Source organism: Micromonospora sp. M42 (assembly GCF_000568915.1).
GTDB lineage: Bacteria > Actinomycetota > Actinomycetes > Mycobacteriales > Micromonosporaceae > Micromonospora > Micromonospora chalcea.
This window is the reverse complement of the sequence record NZ_KK037233.1, coordinates 3,389,161-3,408,887: the sequence shown is the minus strand read 5'-3', so window position 1 is coordinate 3,408,887 and position 19,727 is coordinate 3,389,161. Positions and strand designations below refer to the sequence as shown.

12 protein-coding genes and 3 pseudogenes are annotated in these 19,727 nt (G+C 74.1%); 8 read left to right on the top strand and 7 right to left on the bottom strand.

The genetic code is table 11. From position 1 onward, the window contains the following. Both MCBG_RS15385 and MCBG_RS15380 read right to left on the bottom strand, forming a co-directional pair. Positions 1-2,217: pseudogene (locus MCBG_RS15385) on the bottom strand (permease); the annotation flags it as partial. A gap of 162 nt (positions 2,218-2,379) precedes the next feature. Continuing rightward, the gene (locus MCBG_RS15380; protein WP_043326489.1) at positions 2,380-3,807 is read right to left on the bottom strand and encodes a UDP-glucose dehydrogenase family protein; all 1,428 of its coding nucleotides are present in this window, start codon (positions 3,805-3,807) and stop codon (positions 2,380-2,382) included. Positions 3,808-4,055: 248 nt separating this feature from the next. Here MCBG_RS15380 and MCBG_RS15375 point away from each other — a divergent pair, with 248 nt between their 5' ends. Further along, entirely contained in the window at positions 4,056-5,219 is a 1,164-nt protein-coding gene (locus MCBG_RS15375; RefSeq protein WP_043326488.1) for an acyl-CoA dehydrogenase family protein, read from the top strand. A 52-nt stretch (positions 5,220-5,271) separates the two neighbouring features. On the opposite strand, the gene MCBG_RS15370 is transcribed toward MCBG_RS15375, so the two are convergent. Next, complete coding sequence (locus MCBG_RS15370) at positions 5,272-5,925, bottom strand: hypothetical protein (RefSeq protein WP_043326487.1); 654 nt, start codon at positions 5,923-5,925, stop codon at positions 5,272-5,274. A 23-nt stretch (positions 5,926-5,948) separates the two neighbouring features. Between MCBG_RS15370 and MCBG_RS15365 the strand changes: the two genes are divergently transcribed. Both MCBG_RS15365 and MCBG_RS15360 read left to right on the top strand, forming a co-directional pair. Beyond that, positions 5,949-6,464, top strand: coding sequence for an acyl-CoA thioesterase (locus tag MCBG_RS15365; protein ID WP_030501344.1), 516 nt, complete (start codon positions 5,949-5,951; stop codon positions 6,462-6,464). A gap of 318 nt (positions 6,465-6,782) precedes the next feature. Beyond that, entirely contained in the window at positions 6,783-8,774 is a 1,992-nt protein-coding gene (locus MCBG_RS15360) for an acetoacetate--CoA ligase (protein ID WP_043326486.1), read from the top strand. A 118-nt stretch (positions 8,775-8,892) separates the two neighbouring features. Here MCBG_RS15360 and MCBG_RS15355 read toward each other — a convergent pair whose 3' ends face one another. Further along, the gene (locus MCBG_RS15355; RefSeq protein WP_043326485.1) at positions 8,893-9,582 is read right to left on the bottom strand and encodes a TIGR03089 family protein; all 690 of its coding nucleotides are present in this window, start codon (positions 9,580-9,582) and stop codon (positions 8,893-8,895) included. Positions 9,583-9,732: 150 nt separating this feature from the next. Between MCBG_RS15355 and MCBG_RS15350 the strand changes: the two genes are divergently transcribed. Together MCBG_RS15350 and MCBG_RS15345 are read left to right on the top strand one after the other, a co-directional pair. Continuing rightward, positions 9,733-10,878 (top strand): glycosyltransferase family 4 protein, encoded by a 1,146-nt coding sequence (locus tag MCBG_RS15350; RefSeq protein ID WP_030501347.1) that lies wholly within the window; start codon positions 9,733-9,735, stop codon positions 10,876-10,878. 65 nt (positions 10,879-10,943) lie between these two features. Next, complete coding sequence (locus tag MCBG_RS15345) at positions 10,944-12,035, top strand: mannose-1-phosphate guanylyltransferase (protein ID WP_043330633.1); 1,092 nt, start codon at positions 10,944-10,946, stop codon at positions 12,033-12,035. A gap of 28 nt (positions 12,036-12,063) precedes the next feature. Here MCBG_RS15345 and MCBG_RS15340 read toward each other — a convergent pair whose 3' ends face one another. Further along, a complete protein-coding gene (locus MCBG_RS15340) occupies positions 12,064-12,639 on the bottom strand; it encodes an NUDIX hydrolase (RefSeq protein ID WP_043326484.1) in 576 nt (191 codons plus the stop codon). Positions 12,640-12,937: 298 nt separating this feature from the next. Between MCBG_RS15340 and MCBG_RS15335 the strand changes: the two genes are divergently transcribed. Further along, a complete protein-coding gene (locus tag MCBG_RS15335) occupies positions 12,938-13,927 on the top strand; it encodes an ArsR/SmtB family transcription factor (RefSeq protein ID WP_043326482.1) in 990 nt (329 codons plus the stop codon). Between the two features lie 16 nt (positions 13,928-13,943). Here MCBG_RS15335 and MCBG_RS15330 read toward each other — a convergent pair. Then, positions 13,944-15,029, bottom strand: a pseudogene (locus MCBG_RS15330) (coenzyme F420-0:L-glutamate ligase). Continuing rightward, on the bottom strand, positions 15,026-15,973 hold the full coding sequence (gene cofD, locus MCBG_RS15325; RefSeq protein WP_043326477.1) for a 2-phospho-L-lactate transferase: 948 nt from the start codon (positions 15,971-15,973) through the stop codon (positions 15,026-15,028). Before cofD ends, MCBG_RS15330 begins: the two are co-directional and overlap by 4 nt. Positions 15,974-16,071: 98 nt before the next feature. Between cofD and MCBG_RS15320 the strand changes: the two genes are divergently transcribed. Both MCBG_RS15320 and MCBG_RS15315 read left to right on the top strand, forming a co-directional pair. Continuing rightward, positions 16,072-17,022 carry a hypothetical protein gene (locus MCBG_RS15320; RefSeq protein ID WP_043326476.1) on the top strand — a complete coding sequence of 317 codons (951 nt, stop codon included), beginning with the start codon at positions 16,072-16,074 and terminating at the stop codon, positions 17,020-17,022. 159 nt (positions 17,023-17,181) lie between these two features. Further along, positions 17,182-19,706, top strand: a pseudogene (locus MCBG_RS15315) (bifunctional FO biosynthesis protein CofGH). Positions 19,707-19,727: the final 21 nt, after the last annotated feature.

Genomic DNA, 19,727 nt, shown 5'->3' with positions numbered 1-19,727 from the left:
CGGTGCCCAGCGCGTGCGGAAATGCTCAAGGTGCCGCTGCGCCACCTGCACCAGGGCGGCGTAGCCGAGCGTGACGCAGACGGCGAGGAAGCTCGCCGCGAGGATCGGAACGGTGATCTCGCGCAGGTTCGCCGGAGTGGCGATCGGCGGGGTCGGCGCGGTGGCGGCGACGAACGCGGCGACGGCGCCCGGCAGCGCGAACGCCGCGCCGCCGGCCGCCCAGGCGCAGACGGTGTCGGTCGCGGCGGCGGCGAGCCGGACCCGAGGGGCGAGGGAGACCAGCGCGCCGGCCAGGAAGAGCAGCGTCAGCGCCGCGGCGGTCAGCGCCGGCCGGGCGAGCGCGGCGCCGGCGCCGATCAGGCCCAGCCCGGCCGCGGTGACCGCGTGTGTCACCGCCGCGCGTTCGGTGCCGGCGCTCAGCCCGAGCACACCGACGACGACCGCGGTCAGCAGCATCGGCCAGCAGGCCGCCGCCCACCCCAGGCCGAGCGACGCGGGTACGGCGAGCGCGGTGAGCGCCGCGCCGACCACCGCGAACTCACGCCGGATCTCGGGCGGCAGCGCGATCACGGCGGCGACGGTGAGCAGCAGCGCGCTGGCGGCGAGCTGCCAGCCGGTCGGGCCGACCGCCCGGGCCAGCTCGGCGTGCCATCCGCTCAGGTCCGCCGACCAGGCCGGCAGCGCGGCCCGGAGCGGCGCCAGCCCGGCGCGCAGCGCGCCACCGGCGACCACCAGGCCGCTGACCGTGAGCGCCACCGCCGACGCGAGCTGCGGACCCCGCCGGGCCGCCTCCGGTACGGCCCGGACGGCGAGCCCGGTCAGCGCGATGACGGCGGAGATCAGCAGCAGGGACCGGCCCGGCAGGGCCACCGAGGCGACCCGGCCGAGCGCGCCGATCACCGCGAGCGTGAGGATGCCGGCGCCGACATCGGGCAGCGGCGGCCGGCGCAGCACGAGCGTGCCGGCCAGCGCGACCAGGGCGGCGAGCAGCAGCACCGCGCCCGATGCGGCGGCCGGCGGGACGGTGGCGGCGCGCAGCAGGCCGGTGACCGCGTACGCCAGCGCGACAGCGACCGCCACGCCGTGCAGCAGCCAGGTCAGCTCGGGCAGCCACGGCACCGGCCGGGCGGTGGCGGCCGGCTCCGGGGGAGCGTCCCCGCCGAGCACCTCGCCGACCTCCTCCGGCGCCGACTCGGGCCGGTCCTCGTCGGCGCGTTGCCGGGGCGGGACGGGCGGGGCCGGCGCGGTGGCGGGCAGGTCACGCCGGACCGGCCGCTCACGTACCACAGCGGAACGGACGAGCGCGAGGTCGAGCACGGCCACCACGGTGAGCACCAGCGCCCAGCCGACCGGCCCGGTGATCCGCTCGTACGCCAGCAGCGGCAGCACCGGCTGGGCGGCCAGCACTGTGGCGAAGCGTGGCGCGCGCAGACCCGTCCCGTACGCGTACCCCAGGGCGACGAGCGTGGTGACCAGGAAGATCGTCCCGGCGAACGCGGCACCTGATCCGTCGCCGCCGACCCGGTCCACGGCCCAGAGCGCGTACCCGGCCAGCGGCACCAGCAGCAACCCGACCGCGGCGACGGTCTCGGCGGTGGAGGTCAGCCCGCGCCGGGCCAGGACCGGCGGGGCGACGAGCATCAGCGCCGTCGCCACCAGCAGTACGCCGAGACGAGCCAGCGCGTCCATCGAGCTGGTGGCCACCGCCGCGAAGACCACCGCGGCGACGCCGAGCAGGAGCGCGCCCAGCCCCAGCGGGATGTTCTGCACCTCGCGCGAGGACGCCTCGGGCGGGTGCTCCGGGTCGTCCGCATCGAGCCAGCGGGGGCGACCGCGCGGCGGCGACGGAGGCAGGTCCTCCGGCGGCCCGGGCGGCGAGGTGCCCTGGCGGGGCACCCGGGGCGGCGCGCCGGTGGCGGCGGTGGGCGGGCGGCGGCCGGGCCGGCGGCGCAGGACCCGGCGCGGCCGGGTGGCCTGCCGGACCCGTTCCTCACCGGCGTGCGCCAGGATGTCCCGCTGGAAGAGGGCGGCCTGCATCTTGGCGGCGATCTGCCGCTGTTCCCGGGCGATCTCGGCGTCGCGGGCCTTCATCTCGGCGATCGAGCGCTCGATGTCGGCCAGGTGCTCGGCCCACTGCGGCTGGTGCGCGCCGCAGTGCGGGCAGACGACGGCGGGCTTGATGTCCTGCCCGCACGAGGCGCACCTGAAGCTCTCCACGACAGTCTCCCGTCCGCCCGTGCCCTCGCACTGTGGACCTCCCAGAGGCAGCATGCCTTGAGTGGGCCGGGATTTCGACAGTTGCCGCCGCGTTCCGGACAACAAAAAGCGGACCGGCCGCCGGGAGACGTTCCCCGGCGGCCGGTCCGCGCGGTCAGCGGATCAGGGGCGGCCCATGCCGCGGTACTCCCAGCCGGCCTGCGTCCACAGTGTGGAGTCGAGGCAGTTGCGCCCGTCGACCACCTTGCGGCCGTTGGCCAGCTCGCCCAGGGCCACCGGGTCGGCGTTGCGGAACTCGGCCCACTCGGTGAGTACGCAGACCAGGTCGGCGCCGCGGACGGCGTCGTTCATGGTCTCCTCGTACGTCAGCTCGGGCACCGCGCGGCGCGCGTTCTCGATCCCCTGCGGGTCGAACACGTGCACGTCGGCGCCGGCCTTGCCGAGCAGCGCGGCGACCGCGAGCGCCGGCGCGTCGCGTACGTCGTCGGTGTTGGGCTTGAACGTGGCGCCGAGCACCGCGACGCGGGTGCCGGACAGGTCCGGCCCGGCCGGGCCGGAGCGGCGGCCGAGCAGCTCGGCGGCGAGCTGCACGACGCGGCTGCGCCGGCGCAGGTTGATCAGGTCGACCTCGTGCAGGAAGCGCAGCGCCTCACCGGCGCCCAGCTCCTGCGCGCGGGCCTGGAAGGCGCGGATGTCCTTGGGCAGGCACGCGCCGCCGAAGCCGAGTCCGGCCTGGAGGAAGCGGTTGCCGATGCGCGGGTCGTAGCCGATCGAGCGGGCCAGCTGGGTGACGTCGCCGCCGGCGGCCTCGCAGACCTCCGCCATCGCGTTGATGAAGGAGATCTTGGTGGCGAGGAACGCGTTCGCGGCGACCTTGACCAGCTCGGCGGTGGCGAAGTCGGTGACCACGAGCGGTACCTCGCGGTCCTCGGTGGCGGCGAGGTCGAAGACGCCCTTGTGCGCGGCGTAGAGCATGCCGTTTGCCCACTCGCTCTTGACGCCGACCACGATCCGGTTCGGACGCAGCACGTCGTCGACGGCGAAGCCCTCCTGGAGGAACTCGGGGCTCCACGCCACCTCGACGCCGAGGTCGGCCGGGCTGTGCTTGCCGACGAGCTGCTCCACCCACTCGGCGGTGCCCACCGGCACGGTGGACTTGCCGACGATCAGCGCCTTGCGGGTCAGGTGCTGGGCCAGGCTGGTCACGGACGCCTCGACGTACGACAGGTCGGCGCCCATGCCGTCGGCCCGCTGCGGGGTGCCGACGCAGATGAAGTGGACGTCGCCGAAGTCGGCGGTCTCGTTGATGTCCGTGCTGAATCGCAGCCGGCCCGCGGCCAGGTTGCGCCGCAGCAGCTCGTCGAGGCCGGGCTCGTGGATCGGCACCTCACCGGCGTTCAGCTTGGCGATCTTGTCCGCGTCGACGTCGAAGCCGAGCACCTCGTAGCCCAGTTCGGCGTAGCAGATGGCGTAGGTCGCACCGAGGTAGCCGGTGCCGAGGAACGTCACCCGGGGGCGGGGGGCGCCGGACGGCGGGGTCACCGCGGCGATGGCGGGCATCGGCTGGGTGTTCGGGTACGGAATCGTCACGCCTGTCTTCTCCGCTCGCACTGGCGGCGCTTCCATGCGTCGCATTCTGCTGGGGGCGCCTGGGCCGGGCACCGAGGGAACTGAATTTCTGCTGTGAGGGTAGTGGGGCCGGGCGGGCGACGCTCGGGCGCGAGCCTACCCGCCGGTAAGGTCCGGCAGGGGCCGGTGGCTATCCTTCAGTTTGCGGCAGTCTTCGGCCCCCGGGCGGTACAGACTGCGCATGATAGCGGTGAAAGGGGAGGGCCGACATGGCCGCAGAGCAGTCGTTCGACGTCTACCGGTTGCCGGAGGAGCACGAGGCGATCCGGGAGGCGGTCCGTGAGGTCTGTGCGGCCAAGGTGGCACCGCATGCCGCTGAGGCCGATGAGACAGGTGAGTTCCCGAAGGCGTCCTACGAGGCGCTGCGGTCCGCCGACTTCCACGCCCCGCACATCCCGGTCGAGTACGGCGGCGCCGGCGCGGACGCGCTGGCCACGGCCATCGTGATCGAGGAGGTGGCGCGGGCCTGCGCGTCGTCCTCGCTGATCCCGGCGGTGAACAAGCTGGGCACCATGCCGCTGCTGCTGGCCGGCTCCGAGGAGCTGAAGCGCAAGTACCTGACTCCGGTAGCGGCCGGGGAGGGCATGTTCTCCTACTGCCTCTCCGAGCCGGAGGCGGGCTCCGACGCCGCCGCGATGACCACCAAGGCGGTACGCGACGGCGACCATTGGGTGCTCAATGGCGTGAAGCGGTGGATCACCAACGCGGGCGTCTCCGAGTACTACACCGTCTTCGCCGTGACCGATCCCACAGCCCGGTCGAAGGGCATCTCCGCCTTCGTCGTGGAGAAGTCCGACCCGGGCGTCAGCTTCGGCGCCCCGGAGAAGAAGCTCGGCATCAAGGGCTCGCCGACCCGCGAGGTCTACTTCGACAACGTACGGATCCCGGCCGACCGCATGATCGGCGCCGAGGGCACCGGCTTCGCCACCGCGATGAAGACGCTGGACCACACCCGGGTCACCATCGCCGCGCAGGCCGTCGGGATCGCCCAGGGCGCGCTGGACTACGCCAAGGGCTACGTCCAGGAGCGCAAGCAGTTCGGCAAGCCGGTCGCCGACTTCCAGGGCATCCAGTTCATGCTCGCCGACATGGGCATGAAGCTGGAGGCGGCCCGGCAGCTCACGTACGCCGCCGCCGGCCGGTCCGAGCGCGGCGACGCGGATCTGACCTACTTCGGCGCGGCCGCGAAGTGCTTCGCGTCAGACGCCGCCATGGAGATCACCACGGACGCGGTCCAGCTGCTCGGCGGCTACGGCTACACCCGCGACTACCCGGTCGAGCGGATGATGCGGGACGCCAAGATCACCCAGATCTACGAGGGCACCAACCAGGTGCAGCGCATCGTCATGGCCCGTCAGCTGCTCAAGGGCTGACCGGAGGCGTTCGGGCGGGCGGGCCGGTGCACACCGGCCCGCCCGCGCTCGTTCAACGGCTCTCGGTGCCCTCCGGCCGGCCCGCGCCGCGCGGCGGGGCGGACCACGGCGACTCGCCGCCGGTACGGCGGGGCAGCGGCTCGGTCGGGCTCTCGGGGTACGCCAGCGTGAGCGGTGGCGTGTCCGGGTCCTTCGCCGGCGCCGGAGGCCAGTCGGTGAGCGTCGGCTTGTGCTCCACCGGCGCGGCGGCCGGGGTCAGCTCCGCCTCGGCCGGCGTGGGTGTGGCGGGACGCCGCCAGCGGCTCGTGCTGAACACGGCCATCAGCAGCAGCACGCCGATGAGGAACAGCGTGCCGTTGTCGAGCGGGTCGCGCAGCGGCAGCGGGTCACCGAGCAGCTTCAGGTCACCGGGCACCCGGTCCCGCACGCTGAACGGCGCGACGAACAGCCCGAGGTACGGGACCGCGAGCAGCAGGCCGGCCACGAGCGGGCCGAGCGGCGAGAAGCGCAACGTGCCGAGCAGGCCGAGCAGGATGCCGGCGACGCCCAGATAGACGGCCGGCTCGATCAGGTTCGGCGTGCTGTACGTCCCGATCTCCACCCAGCGGTCGACGGTCCGCTCAGATCCGTCCTGACCGAGCGTGACGAGCACCCAGGTGACGGGCGCCACCGCCAACCCGGCGAGGAAGCTCCAGAGATGTCGCATCCGCGCACCGTACCGTTTTCGGCATGACAGATCATCCCGCGGTCCCGCCGGGTAAACCGACCTCGTACTCCCGCGTCACGCTCAGTCGCATCATGACCGCGGTCGATGTCAATCTGTACGGGACCGTGCACGGTGGGGTACTGATGAAATTCGTGGACGACGTTGCCGGCGCGGCGGCGGCCCGGCACAGTGGCGGCACCGCGGTGACCGCCTCCATCGATGAGATCGTCTTCTCCGAGCCGGTCCGGGTGGGCGACCTCGTGCACGCGCACGCCCAGATCAACTGGACCGGCAGCACCTCGATGGAGGTCGGGGTGAAGGTGGTCGCCGAGCGCTGGGACTCGGCCGAGGAGGAGCCGGTCCGGGTCGCCACCGCGTACCTGGTCTTCGTGGGCGTCGACGTGGGTGGCACGCCCCGTCCGGTCCGGCCGGTGCTGCCGGAGACGCCGGAGGACGAGCGCCGCTTCCGGGAGGCCGAGATCCGGCGGGCGCACCGGCTGGCCCGCCGCCGGGCGATCCAGGCCCACCGCGCCGGCTGAGGTGTAAGGAAGGGCCCCTTGTTAACGCCTCCGGTAGAGGAGGGGACCCCTATTAACACCCCCGCCGACACACGCCGCCTCCACCGGCGCCTGGACACGCGCGGAGGGCGAGGTGTTAACAAGGGGCCCTTCCTCTACCGGAGGCGTTAATAGGGGGCCCTTCCTTACACGCGGGCCACATGGGGTGGGGGTGCGGGGTGTGGGCGGGCCACGCCCCGTGCGCCGTGCCCGGCGCGGACAATGGCGGCACGAGGTAGGGCAAGATGGCGCCACGGCCCCGGCACACCGTCGTGGCAGGGCCTCAGGGAGGGTGGATCAGTGGCTGACGTGCTGTGGACGCCGCCGGCGGACGTGCGGGAGCGGTCCCGGATCGGTGACTACCTGCGCTGGCTGGCCGAGCACCGCGGGCTGGAGTTCGCCGACTACGACGCGCTGTGGCAGTGGTCGGTGACCGACCTGGAGGCGTTCTGGCGCTCGATCTGGGACTGGTTCGACGTGGTCGCGCACACCCCGCCGACGGCGACGCTGACCGACCGGGCCATGCCCGGCGCCCGCTGGTTCCCCGGCGCGACGCTCAACTACGCCGAGAACGTGCTGCGCATGCCGGGGCTGGGCGACGACGACCCGGCGGTGATCGCGCACGGGCAGACCCGCGCCCCGGAGACGCTCACCGCCGCCGAGCTGCGCGAGCGGGTCCGCCGGGTGGCGGCCGGGCTGCGCCGCCTCGGCGTGGGTGCGGGCGACCGGGTGGCCGCGTACGCGCCGAACATCCCGGAGACGTACGTCCTGCTGCTCGCCACCGCCAGCCTCGGCGCGATCTTCTCCTCCTGCGCGCCCGAGTTCGGCACCCGCAGCGTCACCGACCGCTGGCAGCAGATCGAACCGACGGTGCTGGTGGCAGTGGACGGCTACCGGTACGGCGACAAGCCTGTGGACAGGCGCGCCGAGGTGGCCGCGATCCGGGCCGCGCTGCCGTCGCTGCGGCACACGGTCGCCATCGCGTACCTCGATCCGGACGGCCCGGCCCCCGACGGCGCGCTGCCGTGGACGGAGCTGGCGGCGCCGACCGACGAGCCGTTGACGTTCACGCCGGTGGCGTTCGACCACCCGCTCTACGTGCTCTACTCCTCCGGCACCACCGGCCTGCCCAAGCCGATCGTGCACGGCCACGGCGGCATCCTGCTGGAACACCTCAAGATGCTGGCGCTGCACCACGACCTGGGTCCGTCCGACCGGTTCCTGTGGTTCACCACGACCGGCTGGATGATGTGGAACTTCCTGGTCTCCGGCCCGGCGGTGGGCGCGGCGATCGTGCTGTTCGACGGCAACCCGGGCCACCCCGACCTGGGTGCGCTGTGGCGGCTGGCCGCCGACACCGGCACCACGTACTTCGGCACGTCCGCGCCGTTCCTGCTGGCCTGCCGCAAGGCCGGGCTGGTGCCGCGCGAGGTCGCCGACCTGTCCGCGGTGCGCGGCCTCGGCTCGACCGGCGCGCCGCTGCCGGCCGAGGGCTTCACCTGGGTGTACGAGAACGTCAGCGACCGCCTCCAGCTCCAGTCGCTGTCCGGCGGCACTGACGTGTGCACCGGGTTCGTCGGCGGCGTGCCGCTGCTGCCGGTGTACGCGGGGGAGATCGCCTGCCGGGCGCTGGGCGCGAAGGTGGAGGCCCGCTCGGCCGACGGCAGCGCGGTGATCGGGCAGCTCGGCGAGCTGGTGATCACCGAGCCGATGCCGAGCATGCCGGTCGGGTTCTGGAACGACAGGGACGGCGCGCGCTACCGGGAGGCGTACTTCGAGGTCTATCCCGGGGTGTGGCGGCACGGCGACTGGATCACCGTGAACGAGCGCGGCGGGTGCGTGATCACCGGCCGGTCCGACGCCACGCTCAACCGGGGCGGGGTGCGGCTCGGCACCGCCGAGTTCTACTCCGTGGTCGAGGGCCTGGACGAGGTGGTCGACTCGGTGGTCGTGCACCTGGAGGACGACGAGGGCGGCGCGGGTGAGCTGCTGCTGTTCGTGGTGCTCGCCGAGGGCCTGGAGCTGGACGACGACATGCGTAAGAAGATCTGCCGGGAGCTGCGTACCGCGCTGTCGCCGCGGCACGTGCCGGACGAGATCCACCAGGTCCGGGCCGTGCCGAGAACGTTGAGCGCCAAGAAGCTGGAGGTCCCGGTCAAGAAGATCCTCACGGGTACCCCGGTGGACAGCGCGGCGGCCAAGGGCGCCCTGGCCAACCCCGAGTCCCTGACGGCGTTCGCCGCCCTGGCCCAGCGCCGGTCCACCACCGACAGCCCCGTCTCGCCTCGCTGATCCCGCCGTCCCCGTCGACCCGCCCGTTGATCTTGCACTTTCTGCCCCGGCGAACGGGGCGAATCACCCGCCCCGAGGGCCGAAACTGCAAGATCAACGGGGAGAGGGCGGGCGAGGGTCAGGGCAGGGTGTGGGTGGTCTTCTCGGTTTCGGCGCGGGAAGCCAGGCGGGTCGGGTCGGGGTGGGCGCACGCCACCACGCTGGCTCCTGCCGTGAGCGGGGTGAGCAGCCAGTCGACCGGGTCGGGGTGGGTGGTCACGTCTACCAGGAGGCGGTCGCCCTGGGTCAGGCCCAGCTCGGTGGCGCGGGCCGTCGCGCGGGCCAGCAGCGCCGCGTCCCCCTCGCCACCCTCGGGGTACGGCGTGAAGTGGTCGCCGTGTCCGCGTACCGCCGTCACGAAGTCGGCGTAGCCGGCGGGCACCTGCCGCATCGGCAGCGCGAACGGGTCGAGCGCCAGCGCGTACCGCTCGCCGGCCGGCCACCCGGCCGCCTCGTCCACCCGGTCGGCGGCCACGAACAGCACCTCCACCGGCCCCGGCGCGTCGGTCACCGTCAGTTTCGCCGACCAGCAGCCGAGCAGCACGGCGGCGGTCTGCCAGTGCGGCGGCAGCAACACGCCGGCCGGGTCGCCCGGCGCGGCGCCGATCTCGTCGGTGAGCAGGTTCGCGGTCTTCGCCACCCAGTTCGCAAGCGTCGCGCCGGACAGTTCGGTGCGCTCGCCGGTGGCGTCGTCGTACCAGGTCAGCAGCGGTCGGGTGGGGTCCGGCGCGATCGCGTCGGCGAACACCCGGGCAATGTTGTCGGCCATCGGCGCGAACGATACGCGCCCCGCGTGCGTACTCGATGACAACGTCAAGTCGGCGTACCGTCGGGTCGCGGTCAGCGTTGTGCGCCCGGCGCGGCGTACGCTTGCCGACAGTGTTCTTCCCCACAACTGCGCCATCTGAGGAGCCGCCCCGTGACCGCCGGTCGCCCGCCCCGCGTTCTCATCGACGCCACGAGTGTCCCCGCCGACCGTGGCGGCGTCGGTAGATACGTCGACGGACTGCTCGGCGCGCTGGGCCGGGTCTGCGGCACCGGCGTCGACCTGGCGGTGGTGAGCCTCCGCACCGACCTGGAGCGCTACACCCGGATGCTGCCGGGCGCCGAGGTGATCCCCGCCCCGGCGGCGGTGGCGCACCGGCCGGCGCGGCTGGCCTGGGAGCAGACCGGCCTGCCGCTGCTGGCCCAGCAGGTGGGCGCGGAGGTGCTGCACTCGCCCTTCTACACCTGTCCGCTGCGGGCCGGATGCCCGGTGACGGTCACCGTGCACGACGCGACGTTCTTCACCGAGCCGGAGCACTACGACAAGTCGCGCCGGACGTTCTTCCGCAGCGCCATCAAGACCTCGCTGCGGCGGGCCGGCCGGGTGATCGTGCCGAGCAAGGCCACCCGGGACGAGCTGATCCGGCTGCTGGACGCCGACCCGACCCGGATCGACGTCGCCTATCACGGCGTCGACCAGGACGCCTTCCACGCGCCCGGCGACGAGGAGAAGGCGCGCGTGCGGGCCCGCCTGGGGCTGGGCGACAGCAGCTACGTCGCGTTCCTCGGGGCCAAGGAGCCGCGCAAGAACGTACCCAACCTGATCCGCGGCTGGGCGCGGGCGGTGGCCGACCGGCCGAACCCGCCGGCGCTCGTGGTCGCGGGCGGGCAGGGGCACGACGACGACATCGACCGCGCGGTGGCCGAGGTGCCGTCGCACCTGCGGCTGCTGCGCCCGGGCTACCTGCGTTACGCCGATCTGCCCGGCTTCCTGGGTGGCGCGCTCGTGGCCGCCTACCCCTCCTACGGCGAGGGCTTCGGCCTGCCGATCCTGGAGGCGATGGCGTGCGCGGCCCCGGTGCTCACCACGCCGCGCCTGTCCCTGCCCGAGGTGGGCGGCGACGCGGTGGCGTACACCAGCGAGGACCCGGACCAGATCGCCGCCGACCTGGCCGCCCTGCTGGACGACGAGCCGCGGCGGCTCTCGCTGGCAAAGGCCGGGTTCGACCGGGCCAAGGAGTTCACCTGGGAGTCCAGCGCGGACGTGCACATCGCGGCCTGGCGACGGGCCCGGTCCTGAGGGCCGGCGGGCCGGCCCCGGCCGACCGACCGTGACGACTCGCCCGCTTCGGGCATGATGTGCTGATGTTCTACGCCGTCATCCCGGCGGGTGGCAGTGGCACACGGTTGTGGCCGCTGTCCCGTGCCGGCCATCCCAAATTCCTCCACCCGCTGACCGGCACGCCGGCCTCGCTCCTGCAGGCCACTGTCGACCGGTTGTCGCCGTTGACCACGCCCGAGCGCACGCTCGTGGTCACCGGGGCCGCGCACGCCGCGGCGGTGGCCCGGCAGCTGGCCGGCGTGCCGGAGGAGAACATCCTGGTCGAGCCGTCGCCCCGCGACTCCTGTGCGGCGATCGCGCTGGCCGCCGCGGTGATCGCCGCGCGTACGCCGGACGCGGTGATGGGCTCGTTCGCCGCCGATCACCTGATCGGCGACCCGGCCCGGCTGGCCGAGGTGGTACGGCAGGCCATCCGCGGCGCGGAGCAGGGGCTGCTGATGACGGTGGGCATCACCCCGACCCGCCCGGAGACCGGCTACGGCTACCTGGAGACCGGCGACCCGGTGGGGGACGGCACGCTGCGCCCGGTACGCGAGTTCAAGGAGAAGCCGGCCGCCGAGGTGGCCGAGGTCTACGTCAACTCCGGCCGGCACCTCTGGAACGCCAGCATGTTCGTCTGGCGGGTGGACGTCTTCCTCGCCGAGCTGGCCCGCCAGGAGCCCGAGCTGCACGCCGGGATCACCGCCATCGCGGCGGCGTGGGGCACCCCGGAGCAGGACGACGTGCTGGGCCGGGTCTGGCCGACGCTGCCCCGGATCTCGGTCGACTACGCGGTCATGGAGGGCGCGGCGACGGCGGGCCGGGTGGGCACCGTACCGGGTGACTTCGGCTGGAACGACGTCGGTGACTTCCACACGCTCGGCGAGGTGCTGCCGGCCGACGGCGCCGGCAACGTGGTGCTGGGCGGCGACGCCAAGCCGGGCGTGCTGCTGCACGACACCACGGGCACGGTCGTGGTGTCGCACTCCGGCCGGCTCGTCGCCACCGTGGGGGTGCACGACCTGATCGTGGTGGACACCCCGGACGCGCTGCTGGTCTGCCCGCGTGACCGCGCGCAGGACGTGAAGAAGGTCGTGGACGAGCTGAAGGAACGCGGCGAGGAGGGCCTGGTCTGATCCGGCCGGTGCGGCCGCCCGCTTCCGGTCAGCGGGCGGCGCGACGGGCCAGCACGGCGAGCGCCGGTGGCACCAGCTGGGCCGTCGCGTGGGCGAGCGGCTCGGGCAGCCGGTCCGGCGGGAACCAGCCGAGCGCCTCGGACTCCGCGCTCACCTGCTCGACCGCCCCGGCCGGGGCCAGCACCGCGTACCGGACGTCGTAGTGGAACGACCCGCCCTGGCAGGCGACCTGGTGGATGTCCACGTCGATCGGTTCCGGCTCGATCGTCAGACCGGCGATGCCGGACTCCTCGGTGGCCTCGCGCAGCGCGGCCGTCACCAGCGTCCGGTCGCCCGGCTCGCAGTGCCCGCCGAGCTGCACCCACCTGCGGATCTTGCCGTGCAGGCAGAGCAGCACCCGGCCGTCCGGGTCGAGTACGAGCGCGCTGGCGGTGACGTGCCCCGCCCGGTGTGTCCGGCTCATCGCCGCCGGCCCGTCGGCCAGCAGCGCCAGCGTCCGGTCCCGGGCGGCGCCGGCGGCCGGGCTGGTCGCCGTCCAGCGGCTCAGCGCCGCGACGGCGTCGGCGTGCAGGTCGGCGTACGTGGTGAGATCGGTGTCGGGCACCCGGACACTCTACGAGCGCCACCACGGTACGCCGGCGCGGCGACCCACCGGCGGACGAGCGAAAGCCGGGCGGCACCCCTGCGACGATGTCGCAGACCCTCGTGGTGCCGCCCGGCCACGCCCGTCAGCCGGCGACCGGGTCGAGACTGCGCCCCGGCGTCGGCGGGCAAGGAAGAGTTTGCCGAACCGGTCACCTCACCGTCGAGGTCTTTCACCTCAGGCTTAAAGATGGAGATTACTGCCGACGGGTAAAGTCGAGCCGTGGCGGGCACCCCCGCCGTCCGCACGGGAGCACTCCATGTTGAAGATCGTTTTCTCGGGCGAAGACGTCCTGCGGACCCGGGTCGCCCCGCGCGCGGACCCGCTCTGGGAGCTGGTTCTCAGCCTGCACCTGCTCCAGGGGCGCAGCCGCGACCCGATGATGACCACATGGCGGCGGACCGTGGCGCACGGGCTGCGCACCGACAGCGACGCCGAGCAGTACCGCCTGCTCCTCGCGCTCAACCCGCCGCGTGGCTACTTCCCCGACTTCCTCACCCCGTTCGCCAGCCGGGAGGGCTTCGAGGTGGGGCTGGACGCGGTCCGCGGCACCCCTACGGACATGCTGCGCCGCGACCTGACCCGGCTCGCCGAGGAGACCACGTTGCCGCCCTCGGCGACGGCGCTCGCCCGGGGTGAGCCGGAGACACTGCACCACCTCACCGACTCCATGGCGCGATACCAGTCGCTGGCCGTCACGCCGTACTGGGCCCGGGTGCAGGCAGCGGTCGAGGCGGACCGGGCCCGGCGTGCCCGCGCCATGCTCGACGGCGGCGCCGAAGGGCTGCTGGCCAGCCTGCGTCCGAACATGCGGTGGAACTCCGGCGTGCTGGAGGTGCTCGACTATCCGGACACCCGGGAACTGCACCTGGACGGGCGCGGGCTGCTGCTCGTCCCGTCGTTCTTCTGCTCGCGTACCCCGGTGGCGCTCGTCGACCCGACCCTGCCGCCGGTGCTCGTCTACCCGGTGGACCGGCTGGCCGGCCTGACACCGGCGTCCGGCGCCGCCGGGTCACCGCAGGGCGAGGCGCTCGCGGCCCTGATCGGCCGCACCCGGTCGCGGGTGCTGCATGCCGCCGACGAGGGCTGCACGACCGGCGAGATGGCCCGCCGGCTGCACATCTCCGCCGCCGCGGCCAGCCAGCACACCACAGTGCTGCGCAACGCCGGGCTGCTGGTCAGTCAGCGCGAGCGCAACACCGTCCTGCACACGCTGACGCCGCTGGGCCGAGCCGTCCTCGACGCCTGACCTCCGCCGGGCCGTCTCAGAGCGCCAGCGTGGCGCTGGCGGCGCTGCCGGCCGGGGGCGGGAGCAGGACGGAACCGATTCCCTCGGCGACCAGCGCGGCGCGCAGACATTACAAATCCGCGCCGAACCGGACCCGGTCAACCGGGTCGAGCGGGGTCGGCGCCGCGCCGAGCAGCAGGCCGGTGGCTGAGGCGGGCCAACCGGGCGCGGTGGCGGCGAGCCCGGCGCGTTCCTTGTTGTCGGTGACGTGCGTGAAGGTCGTGCCCGGCGCTACCACGTCGGCCACCGAGCCGATCGCCCGCCGCACCGCGTCCGCGTCGGCGGGCTCCGGCCCGGCCCGGTCCGGCAGCGTCGCCGCCGCCCGCAGGCCGGCGGCGCGCGCCTCGGCGGTACCGAGCGAGAACAGGTCCATCGAGGCGTCGCGGACGAGCGCCCGGGCGCCCTCGTCGTCGTCCCGGGGGGTGCCGAGGTAACCCCGGACCACCGCGACCGGCACCTGGTCGCACTTGCCCTTGATCAGCTCGCCGGCGCCGGCCAGTTCGTCGACCACCGCCATCTGGGTGACGAACAGTTCGTTGCCGTACGGGTCGACCTCGCCCCGGTGGTCGCGGATCGCCGGCATGCCCGCCACCCCGAGCGCCACGTCGGTGAGCCCGTTGCGCCACGGGCGGCCCATGGTGTCGCTGACGATCACGGCGACGTCGAGGCCGTACCGGTCGCGCAGCGCGGCACGCAACGCCCGCGCGGAGGCGTCCGGGTCGGCCGGCAACAGCACCAGGCGGGTCTTGTCCACGTTCGACGCGTCGATGCCGGCGGAGGCCATCACGAACCCGTGGTGGGTCTGCACGATCCGGGTGGCGCCCCGCGTCGCCACCACCCGGGCGGTCTCGCCGTCCAGGATCCGGTCCCGCGCCTCGAGCCGTTCCGGACCGTCGGCGGGCACGTCGACCAGCCGGCCCTCCGCCTTCGACACGATCTTGCTGGTGACCACCAGCACGTCGCCGTCACGCAGCCACGGCGCCGCGCCGGCGATCAGCGCCGCCAGGTCGTCGCCCTCGGTCACGTCGCCGATGCCCTGCACCGGCAGAATCTCCAGCCTCACATCAGCTCCAGCGCGGCGCGCACCATCGCGGCGGTCGCCGCCTCGTCGGTCATCCGCAGCGGCGCCGCGCGGACCACCACGTCCGGCACCGCCGTGCCCTCGTCCTCCGGCGCCACCAGCCAGCCGTCGAGCAGCCCGCCGGTGGACCGGGCGCCGTAGAGGCCGGCCACCCCGGCCGCGCTGCACTCCACGCCGAGCACGGCGAGGCAGCGGTCGGCCATGCCGCGTACCGGCGCGCCGCCGATGATCGGCGACACCCCGATCACCGGGGCCGGCCCGCCGGTCACCGTGTCGCGCAGGCCGGGCACGGCCAGCACCGGGGCGATGCTGACGACCGGGTTGCTGGGCGCAATCAGCACCACGTCCGCGGCGGCGATCGCCTCCACCACGCCGGGCGCGGGCTTCGCCGCTTCGGCGCCCACGAAGACGAACCGGTCGGTGGGTACGTCGGCGCGGTACCGCACCCACCACTCCTGGAAGTGGATCGCGCGCCGCCCCTGCTCGTCGGTGACGACGGCATGGGTCTCCAGGCGCTCGTCGGTGGCCGGCAGCAGCCGTACGCCCGGTTGCCAGCGCGCCGCCAGCGCCTCGGTGACCTGGGACAGCGGATAGCCGGCGTTGAGCATCGTGGTGCGGACCAGGTGGGTGGCGATGTCCTTGTCGCCCAGACCGAACCAGCTCGGCTCCGCGCCGTACGCGGCCAGCTCGTTCTTCACCGTCCAGGTCTCGCCGACCCGGCCCCAGCCGCGTTCCGGGTCGGCGCCGCCGCCGAGCGTGTAGAGCACGCTGTCCAGGTCGGGGCAGACCTTCAGCCCGTGCAGCAGCAGATCGTCGCCGACGTTCACCACGGCGGTCACCTCGGCGCCCACCTCGCGGGCGTACGCCCGTACGCCGAGCAGGAAACGGGCGCCCCCGATGCCGCCGGTCAGAACCACGATGCGCATGCGTCCATCCTTCCGCACGTGCCGCCGTCGATCGCTCGGTGGCCGGAGAGACTACGCTCACTTCGGCAACTGTCCGCTTTCGTCCCCTGGGGGAGTCCGTGACCAGCCCCGCCGAGCCCGCGTCCGGCGACGCCGCGCAGGCCAGCCAGTTGATCAAGCCGTTGCGCGAACTGGCCGCGCTCGTCCTTCTCGGCGCCAACGCCGTGCTGCTCTTCGTCGGCCTGCTGCGCCTGCTGGTGCCGGTCGACGACTACAGCACGTTCAGCGGCCGGGCGGGAAGCACGTACTTCAGCTTCGTCGGCCTGGAGGCGACGGTCCTGCCGTTGCTCGCCGTCCTGATCGCCACCGTGATCCGCCCGGTCGTGCCGAAGGCCAAGCTGATCACGCAGGTGGCGCTGGTCGAGTACGCCGTGTCCGCCGTGTTCGGCGCGCTGACGTTCCTGATCTGGCTGGTCGGCCGGCTCGCCGACGGTGAGGTGCTCGATGCGTTCCTCGGTCTGCTGACCCGCGCTGCCTGGCTGGCGCTCTTCGCGGTCGCCGCGTTCGTGGTGTTCAAGATCTGGCGCACGCTCTACTACGTGCCGAAGCCCAAGGCGCAGCCGGGCGTGTACGGCCAGGCCCAGCCCGGCTGGCCGCAGCAGCCGGGGCAGCCCGGCGGCTACCCCGGTCCGGGTGGCTACCCGCAGCAGCCCGGCCCGGGCTACCCGCAGGCCGGCTCGCCGCCGCCCGGCTGGCCGCAGCAGCCCGGCCAGTACGGCCAGCCGCAGTCGGCGCCGCCGTTCAACACCGCGCCGCCGCACGCCCCGCAGTCCGGCCCGCCGTTCGCCGACCCGCAGTCGGCCCCGCAGGCCGGCTCGCCGTTCGCCGGTCCGCAGCAGGCGCCGCAGTACGGCTCGCCGCAGTCCGCGCCGCCGTTCGGCCAGCCGCCGTCGGCCGACCCGACGCAGGCGATCCCGCGCCAGTCCGCCGAACCGGGCGCGTCGACGCCCGCCGCCGACGACGAGCGCACCCAGCGGTTCGACCGCGAGGACCCGAACCAGCCCCGCTGAGCCGCGCGGCGGGCGACGGAGCGCCGTCGCCCGCCCGACGGCAGGCTCCCGACGGCCCGCGCCGGTCCCGCTGTGAGGCGGGCCACGCGGGCCGTCCCGTTGCCCGGACCGCGAGCGGGCGCGGGCGGCCTGTCGCCCGGCAGCGCATAGGCTGGGCGGATGGTTGATCGCAGCGACCCCGAACCGACCGAGGCGAGCGTCCGGCGGGCGCTGGGACGGGCCGCCACCGGCCGGGCGCTCGACGCCGACGAGGCCGGCGCGCTGCTCGCCGCGCGCGGGCAGATGCTCGACGAACTGCTCCGGATCGCCGGTGAGGTCCGCGACGCCGGGCTGCGCGACGCCGGGCGGCCGGGCGTGGTCACGTACTCGAAGAAGGTCTTCATCCCGCTGACCCGGCTCTGCCGGGACCGCTGCCACTACTGCACGTTCGCGACCGTGCCGCACCGGCTGCCCGCCGCCTACCTGGAGCGCGACGAGGTGCTGGCGATCGCCCGCGAGGGCGCCGCGCAGGGCTGCAAGGAGGCGCTGTTCACGCTCGGCGACCGGCCGGAGGAGCGGTGGCCGGCGGCCCGCCGGTGGCTGGACGAGCGGGGGTACGACTCGACGCTGGACTACCTGCGCGCCTGCGCGGTGGGGTGCTGGAGGAGACCGGCCTGCTGCCCCACCTCAACCCGGGCGTGCTCTCCTGGTCGGAGCTGCAGCGGCTCAAGCCGGTCGCGCCGAGCATGGGCATGATGCTGGAGACCACCGCCACCCGGCTGTGGTCCGAGCCGGGCGGCCCGCACTTCGGCTCACCGGACAAGGAGCCGGCGGTCCGCCTGCGGGTGCTCGACGACGCCGGCCGGGTCGGGGTGCCGTTCACCACCGGCATCCTGATCGGCATCGGCGAGAACCGGGCCGAGCGGGTCGACGCGATCTTCGCGATCCGCCGCGCGATGCGGGAGTACGGCCACCTCCAGGAGGTGATCGTGCAGAACTTCCGCGCCAAGCCGGACACGGCGATGCGCGGCATGCCGGACGCGGAGCTGCACGACCTGGCCGCCACCGTGGCGGTGGCCCGGGTGCTGCTCGGCCCGAAGGCCCGCATCCAGGCTCCGCCGAACCTGATCGCGGGCGAGTACGACCTGCTGCTGCGCGCCGGCATCGACGACTGGGGCGGCGTCTCCCCGGTCACGCCCGACCACGTCAACCCGGAGCGCCCCTGGCCGCACCTGGAGGAGCTGGCGGCGCGTACCGCGAGTGCCGGGTTCACGCTGCGCGAGCGGCTGACCGTCTACCCGGAGTACGTCCGCGCGGGCGGCCCGTGGCTGGACCCGCGCCTGCTGCCGCACGTCACGGCGCTCGCCGACCCGGCCACCGGGCTCGCCGTCGAGGAGGCCCGCCCGGTGGGGCAGCCCTGGCAGGAGCCGGAGGAGACCTACGGCGGCCGGACCGACCTGCACGCCACCATCGACGTCACCGGCCGCACCGAGGACCGGCGGGGCGACTTCGACAGCGTGTACGGCGACTGGGCCGAGGTGGCCGGCAAGGTGGCGCCGCAGGCGCGCGCGGGCGTACCCCTTGCCGGTGGCGCGGACGCCGACCTGCGCGCGGGCCTGCGGCTGGCCGCGGACGACCCGGCCGCGCTGCTGACGCCGGCGCACGAGGCGAAGGCGCTGGCGCTGTTCGGCGCGGACGGCCCGGCGCTGGACGAGTTGTGCCGGCTCGCCGACGACGCGCGCCGGGACGCGGTGGGTGACGACGTGACGTACGTGGTGAACCGGAACATCAACTTCACGAACGTCTGCTACGTGGGGTGCCGGTTCTGCGCGTTCGCCCAGCGGGAGAGCGACGCCGACGCGTTCCGGCTGTCCCTGGAACAGGTCGCCGACCGGGCCGAGGAGGCGTGGACGGCCGGCGCGACCGAGGTGTGCCTGCAGGGCGGCATCGACCCGAAGATGCCGGTCACCGGCTACGCCGACATCGTCCGGGCGATCAAGGAGCGGGTGCCGGGCATGCACGTGCACGCGTTCTCCCCGATGGAGATCGTCACCGCCGCCGCGAAGGCCGGCGTGCCGGTGCGGGAGTGGCTGCTCCAGCTCCGCGAGGCCGGGCTGGACACCATCCCGGGCACCGCCGCGGAGATCCTCGACGACGACGTGCGCTGGGTGCTCACCAAGGGCAAGCTGCCGGCCGCCGCCTGGGTCGAGGTGGTGAGCACGGCGCACGAGCTGGGCATCCGGTCCAGCTCCACGATGATGTACGGCCACGTCGACCACCCGGGCCAGTGGCTGGCCCACTTCCGGGTGCTGGCCGGGGTGCAGGACCGTACCGGCGGCTTCACCGAGTTCGTGGCGCTGCCGTTCGTGCACACGAACGCGCCGATCTACCTGGCCGGCATCGCCCGCCCGGGTCCGACGTGGCGGGAGAACCGGGCGGTGCACGCGATGGCCCGGCTGCTGCTGCACGGGCGGATCGGCAACATCCAGTGCTCCTGGGTGAAGCTCGGCGACGAGGGCACGGTGGCGATGCTGCGTGGCGGCTGCAACGACCTCGGCGGCACGCTGATGGAGGAGACCATCTCCCGGATGGCCGGCTCGGGCAACGGCTCGGCCCGTACCGAGGAGCAGTTGCGGGCCATCGCCACCGCCGCGGGCCGCCCGTTCCGCAAGCGGACGACCGCGTACGGTCACGCCGGCGCCTGAGGTCGAACCTTTCCCCGTCGC

Coding starts and splice junctions, on each gene's coding strand:
- MCBG_RS15375 (WP_043326488.1), top strand. CDS start 4,056: ATGGCCGCAGAGCAGTCGTTCGACGTCTACCGGTTGCCGGAGGAGCAC.
- MCBG_RS15370 (WP_043326487.1), bottom strand. CDS start 5,925: ATGCGACATCTCTGGAGCTTCCTCGCCGGGTTGGCGGTGGCGCCCGTC.
- MCBG_RS15365 (WP_030501344.1), top strand. CDS start 5,949: ATGACAGATCATCCCGCGGTCCCGCCGGGTAAACCGACCTCGTACTCC.
- MCBG_RS15355 (WP_043326485.1), bottom strand. CDS start 9,582: ATGGCCGACAACATTGCCCGGGTGTTCGCCGACGCGATCGCGCCGGAC.
- MCBG_RS15345 (WP_043330633.1), top strand. CDS start 10,944: ATGTTCTACGCCGTCATCCCGGCGGGTGGCAGTGGCACACGGTTGTGG.
- MCBG_RS15335 (WP_043326482.1), top strand. CDS start 12,938: ATGTTGAAGATCGTTTTCTCGGGCGAAGACGTCCTGCGGACCCGGGTC.
- cofD (WP_043326477.1), bottom strand. CDS start 15,973: ATGCGCATCGTGGTTCTGACCGGCGGCATCGGGGGCGCCCGTTTCCTG.